The 5,391-nt window shown below is 40.8% G+C and carries 6 protein-coding genes; all 6 read right to left on the reverse strand.

Going from position 1 to position 5,391, the window contains the following annotated elements; all coding sequences use genetic code 11:
• Positions 1-97 precede the first annotated feature (97 nt).
• A complete protein-coding gene (locus ACLL8Z_RS09510; protein ID WP_411274543.1) occupies positions 98-562 on the reverse strand; it encodes a VOC family protein in 465 nt (154 codons plus the stop codon).
• A 43-nt stretch (positions 563-605) separates the two neighbouring features.
• Complete coding sequence (locus ACLL8Z_RS09515; RefSeq protein ID WP_411274544.1) at positions 606-1,673, reverse strand: PmoA family protein; 1,068 nt, start codon at positions 1,671-1,673, stop codon at positions 606-608.
• A 117-nt stretch (positions 1,674-1,790) separates the two neighbouring features.
• On the reverse strand, positions 1,791-3,137 hold the full coding sequence (locus tag ACLL8Z_RS09520) for a Gfo/Idh/MocA family protein (protein ID WP_411274545.1): 1,347 nt from the start codon (positions 3,135-3,137) through the stop codon (positions 1,791-1,793).
• A gap of 200 nt (positions 3,138-3,337) precedes the next feature.
• Entirely contained in the window at positions 3,338-4,108 is a 771-nt protein-coding gene (locus tag ACLL8Z_RS09525) for a DUF1080 domain-containing protein (RefSeq protein ID WP_411274546.1), read from the reverse strand.
• 51 nt (positions 4,109-4,159) lie between these two features.
• Positions 4,160-5,083: a sugar phosphate isomerase/epimerase family protein gene (locus ACLL8Z_RS09530; protein ID WP_411274547.1), complete on the reverse strand. Its 924-nt coding sequence runs from the start codon at positions 5,081-5,083 to the stop codon at positions 4,160-4,162.
• A gap of 8 nt (positions 5,084-5,091) precedes the next feature.
• Positions 5,092-5,391: RagB/SusD family nutrient uptake outer membrane protein (locus tag ACLL8Z_RS09535; RefSeq protein WP_411274548.1), on the reverse strand; the 300-nt coding region annotated here is incomplete at its 5' end.

Here is a 5,391-nt window from a genome sequence, read left to right on the forward strand (position 1 = left end):
GCCAGTGTTACAATAAATCTAAATTTCATAATGTTAAAAACTTGTTTGTGATAAAGGTAATACCAAATTAATACAATTGGATCATTAAAGGAGAAGTTTACAATTTAGCATCATTGACTTCCAGCCAATACCCATCCGGATCCTGGAAATAAATTTGAGAAACTCCATCAGGACGCACTGTGGGTGCTCTGCTATCACCTTTAAAATTTATTCGGTCAATTTTGCGCTTATCCAGAAGAGTAATAAATTCTTTTACAGATTTCACGCTAAAACATAAGTGGGAGCTTTTCTCATGAGGGAAAATTTGCTTGGCACCCTCAATCAGGTGAAGCTGACTATAATCGCCCAGTTTAAACCAGGTATGCTTTCCATCTTTAAAAGGCTCCGGTGTAACATCCAATTGCAAAACGTCTCTGTAAAACTCGGTGCTCTTTTTAAGATCGAATACATAAAGAGCGATATGATTTAGCATAGGTTTTTGTTTAACCTGAGCCTTTACTGTGGAGTGTATGCTTACCATCGTAATTATCAGGAATGACAAGCAGTAGATTGATTTCTTCATAAAATATATTTATAATTTTAAATGAGCTGCAATAATTAAATTCCTATTTCTGAGCTGCAAAACGGTTAGACTCAGCCTTAACCTGCTCATCAGATAAATTACTTCCTGAGTGAATAAGCACTTTATATCTGAAAGTAACTGACTTCCCTGCTGGCAATTTAAAGTTTAATTCTTGCTTTCCCGCGCTCATCTCTTTCTGACCCAATGGATTAGCCGAAAATAATCCATAACCCCTGGCATGCCAATAAGTTGGATAACCTATATTGGTAGGATGGTCTAAAATCACTAAGGATATTGGCTCTGCTCCTATCTTTGAATTAAGATTCACCCAATTACCACGGGTACCCCATACATCATCTCCCTCTTTCCCCTCACTGCTGCGATATTTGCCCATAATCCCTTCATTATTAAGTTGAGCAACACTAGTAGCCTTACCTGTAGCATCAGTAAATATTTCCGCCTTTTTTGACGGATGTTCCAGCTCCCTTGCTAATCTAATACCCAGAAGTCCCTCTTTATTATCTTTAAAAGATATGTCTTCACCTAGTGCCTTGAGCGTGGTGATGCGTTCAATTGTACGTGTTGCACCTACTTCACTGAAAATGAATTTAGTTTCTTCGGTAAGCAATTTCGTTCCATCAGGCTTTTGCCAGTCCATGGTAACCTCCAATTCTGCATTATTATTACCTCCAGTCATTTTGCGAACAGCACTATGCTTAATAGTACCAAATCCATTTTTTTTGGATGCAGGGATATCAGTTGAGTTATTCCAGAAATCGAGGCCGTTAACATCCCCATAATTAAACCATAGACCAACGTGGTGAGGATGATCCACACGTTCCCCCGGACGAGGATCCATTGGCCATCCGCGGGTAATAAGAGTTCCCTGTGAAGTCCGCAAAGGATACAATACTGGCTTCATCAATTCATCAGGATATATATATGAGGTAAATGGTTTGCCATCTATAGAAATGTCGATACGTTTCCCAAGCTTATTTTCCGTTATTTTAAAACGTTCTGAACTCCCTCGGGGCATTTGGGCATTGCAGCGGGTCAGGCCTATTATCGCTAACATTGCAAGCGAGAATAATACAAGGAAATTTCTTGTCATATTAATTGTCTTATGAATCTTGATAAGCCTGCAAATGCATGGCCTCATATTAATGTTAAAGAAAAGGCATAACCCTGCGAAAAGCAGGGTTATGTGTACAGGCTTGGAAAATTGAAATTATCCTATAACTACTTGCTGCTTAGCATCATTAAAAGTTACTTTCTTCCCAGTTTCCAAAGCCGTACGCGTCATGATATTTGCTACTGAATGATTATATCCAGCTTGAACAGATGCGTTAGGTGTTTTCCTGCTGCGGACACATTCCATCCAGTTACGCATGTGCAAAGAGGTCATCTGGTCGCCCCCGGTATTTGCCCCAGTTTCCATTTTTGCGGGATTAGCCAAAGTAGCAGGCTCCAGCAAATTGGGTTTCATATTCATTTCAGCTGCCATCCTCGCATTTAATCCTCCCTCGGCTGTAATTTTATTTGTATCCAAATTAATCATACCCCCATTTGAATAGTAAAGTTCCTTTGTCTCACCCGCCGAATTGTGGAAACGCGACGAAAACACGACCTGAAAACCTTTACTCATATCTTTTTGAGGTCCATAATCGAATACTGCGGTCATAGTATCTGCATTGGTACGGCCGTCCTTCCACATATAAATACCACCATTGGCGGATACACTCCGGGGATGATCTAAGCCAGTAAACCAATGTACGGTATCAATTTGATGTGACATCCACTGACCAGGAATACCTGATGAATAAGGCCAAAACAAGCGGAACTCCAAATATTTACGTGGATCCCATGCTACTTTCGGACGATTCATTAAGAAACGGTTCCAATCAGTATCTTCCTGGCGAATTTCTTTAACCAAGGGTACCCGCCAGCGTCCCGGCTGATTTACGTTCCAGCACATTTCAACCATCGTAATATCGCCGAACTTACCTGAACGGATATATTCGTTGGCAGCTATATAATTCGGTGCGCTACGACGCTGAGAACCAATCTGTACAATCTTACCGGTTTCATTTACAGCTTTCAAAATTGCCTTAGCATCATCCAATGTTTCAGCCATGGGCTTTTCGACATAGGCGTCCTTTCCATTACGTACAGCTTCAACACCCATCAGAGCATGTTGAAAATCCGCTGTACTGATAATAACTGCATCCAGATCTTTAGAAGCATACAGCTCATCATTATTTCGAAACTTTCGGATGCTTTGGCCGGTCTTTTCCTTCACAAATGCTTCAGCCTCATCACGACGACGGTTCCAGATATCTGAAACACCGACAAACTCAAAGTTTAATTCTTTTGCATGATTCATAAATGAAGGAAGAAGAGAGCTTTTAAACCGACTCGAGAATCCTACAATTCCTACCTGCACACGCTCGTTAGCCCCGATTATCCTGGCGTAACTTTTGGCGCTAAATCCCATAGCACCCAAACTTAATGCTCCCACGCCTATTGAAGCCTTTTTGATGAAATCACGCCGTGTATTTTCTAATTTGTTTTCCATGTCAATATAAATTTATTTTAATGTTGTTGCGACGGCATTCAGATTAGCTTTTAATTACCTGCTATGCATTGATAATCTTCAATTTAATAAACGAAGACTATTTTTGGATCCCAGAGCATTCATGTCTATGCTAAATATAGGTTTCTCACCCTGGGCTTTCTCTACAATTGGTGTTTTACTAAGTATATCGTCCAGAAATTTTATAGTTTGCGAAGCTTGATGTTGCGATAATGAACTTCATCACCATGGTCTTGTAGCAGCAAATGCCCTTCAGGTGCCTCACCAAAACCTTCAAAATTTTTATATTTACTCTCTGCTACTAAGGCTCTGAAGGCAGGACTTCCGCGTTCAAACTCTACAACTTTAATTCCATTCAGCCAATGTTCAACTTTATTACTCTTTGAGATAATGCGAACCTGATTCCATTCTCCAATAGACCGGCTATTTTTAGAGCGGGCCGGTATCAGATCATAAAGAGAACCGATGGTGCGATTACCGTTCTTACCCATTTTGGCATCTGGATGCAAATCATCATCCAGAATCTGAAATTCCAATCCAATTGCTGACCCGGGGCTCTTCGGCAATCTTTCAGTCACGAAATATTTTATGCCACTGTTTGCTCCGGGTGTTAATTTGGCTTCAAGAGTTAACTCATAATTATCATACTTTTCCTTCGTAATGATATCCCCTCCGTTGCGAGCTTCCCGACCATCCGACTTAACTACAATTAATTCACCTCCTTCAATTTTCCATCCCTGAGCTGGGAATTCATCCCTGTAAGCCCCCCGCCAGCCCGTAGTATTCTTACCGTCGAACAGGAGAATCCAACCGTTTCCTTTTTCCGTCGAACTTAGTGTATTCATTGGCTGATTTGGATTAGCAGAAATTGAAGCCATTTTCGGCTGACAACCTATACCTGTTACAAGGACCAAGATGATCACACTCAGTATTTTAAATTTATTATTAAACATGTTTCTATTTTATAAACAGATATTTAAGGTATGATAAAGGAACGATTTAAATTAACTATTAATTATACCGGCCTTTTTTAGAAAGTCCCGGGTTATCTCAGCGCACTGCCGGGGCGACTTTTCTTTATCCGGGACCGAATCTAATTCTACAATACCCCAGCCTTTAAACTTGATTTCATCCAAGGCGTTGAATACTGATGGAAGATCTACTTTTCCCTGGCCGAGTTCTACAAATGTGTAGCCTTTAGGATCAGTTCCTCCCTTCGGCCTCACATCTTTAAGATGTAAAGCTTTTAAACGGTTCTGGTACTGCCGTATTGCCTTTGCCGGATCCCCACCTCCCTGATAATAATGAGCAATATCAAGCAGGAACTTAACGTTATCGTCATCACAATTTTCCAGTATAACGTCCACTTCCTGGGGAGTTTCTCCTAATTGGTGCATGTGATTATGGTAAGTCGTTTGTATCCCGATATCCTTCGTTCTCTTCCCTATTTCATTCAGCAAACCGGCATATTTTTTCAAATCAGCCTGACTTGGAATACCGTCCTTTGGACGTGATGAGTTAGTAACCTGAATAAACTTACCTCCTACTGCCTTCACAAATTTTGCATTTTCGAGGTGCATCTGAATTATTGCTTCGTCATTTCCTGTATTAATATTTGCGTTTCCGCTTGAAAACATAGGAAATTCGAGATTATGTGAATCTAAAAGTTCCTTGACTACTAAAGGCTTTTTGCCATATTCCTTCAGGATGTTCGACCGTAGCTGGATTCCTTTAAACCCTAACTCGGAAATTTCTTTCATCGCTAACACATCGTTTCCACCCCAGGTTATTGCCGAGTAGCCTACTTTCAATCCGGGAATTCTTGCAGCGGTTAAGGCATTAACTGCACTGCACGAAAAAAGCGGCATCGAGATGGCTGCCAGGCCTAACTGTGATAAAAATTTTCTCCTGGATGATTCTAATTTCATATTCATAATTAATATCCCGCATTTTGAGGAAATTTTGCAGCACCTCCCTCAGTTCTGTCAATCTGATCACTTGGAATGGGTCTGAGGACGTGGAATGGTTGAATATTTGGAGCAGCATCCGGATTGTGTTTCTTCACACGGTCAATTAATGTTCCCGTTCTAACCAGGTCAAACCAGCGATCCATCTCACCTAATAACTCCCGTCCCCGTTCATCTAAAATAAAATCCATATTCAGTTGAGCAGCGGTAATTTCCATCGCCGATTCCTTTCCAGGCAATGCAGCACGCCTTCTTAACGTATTCATAAA

It is taken from the genome of Daejeonella sp. (assembly GCF_046590655.1).
Lineage (GTDB): Bacteria > Bacteroidota > Bacteroidia > Sphingobacteriales > Sphingobacteriaceae > Daejeonella.

Excerpts from the sequence above, each read along its gene's own strand:
- ACLL8Z_RS09525 (WP_411274546.1), bottom strand. The coding sequence starts at position 4,108 with ATGTTTAATAATAAATTTAAAATACTGAGTGTGATCATCTTGGTCCTT.
- ACLL8Z_RS09510 (WP_411274543.1), bottom strand. The coding sequence starts at position 562 with ATGAAGAAATCAATCTACTGCTTGTCATTCCTGATAATTACGATGGTA.
- ACLL8Z_RS09530 (WP_411274547.1), bottom strand. The coding sequence starts at position 5,083 with ATGAAATTAGAATCATCCAGGAGAAAATTTTTATCACAGTTAGGCCTG.
- ACLL8Z_RS09515 (WP_411274544.1), bottom strand. The coding sequence starts at position 1,673 with ATGACAAGAAATTTCCTTGTATTATTCTCGCTTGCAATGTTAGCGATA.
- ACLL8Z_RS09520 (WP_411274545.1), bottom strand. The coding sequence starts at position 3,137 with ATGGAAAACAAATTAGAAAATACACGGCGTGATTTCATCAAAAAGGCT.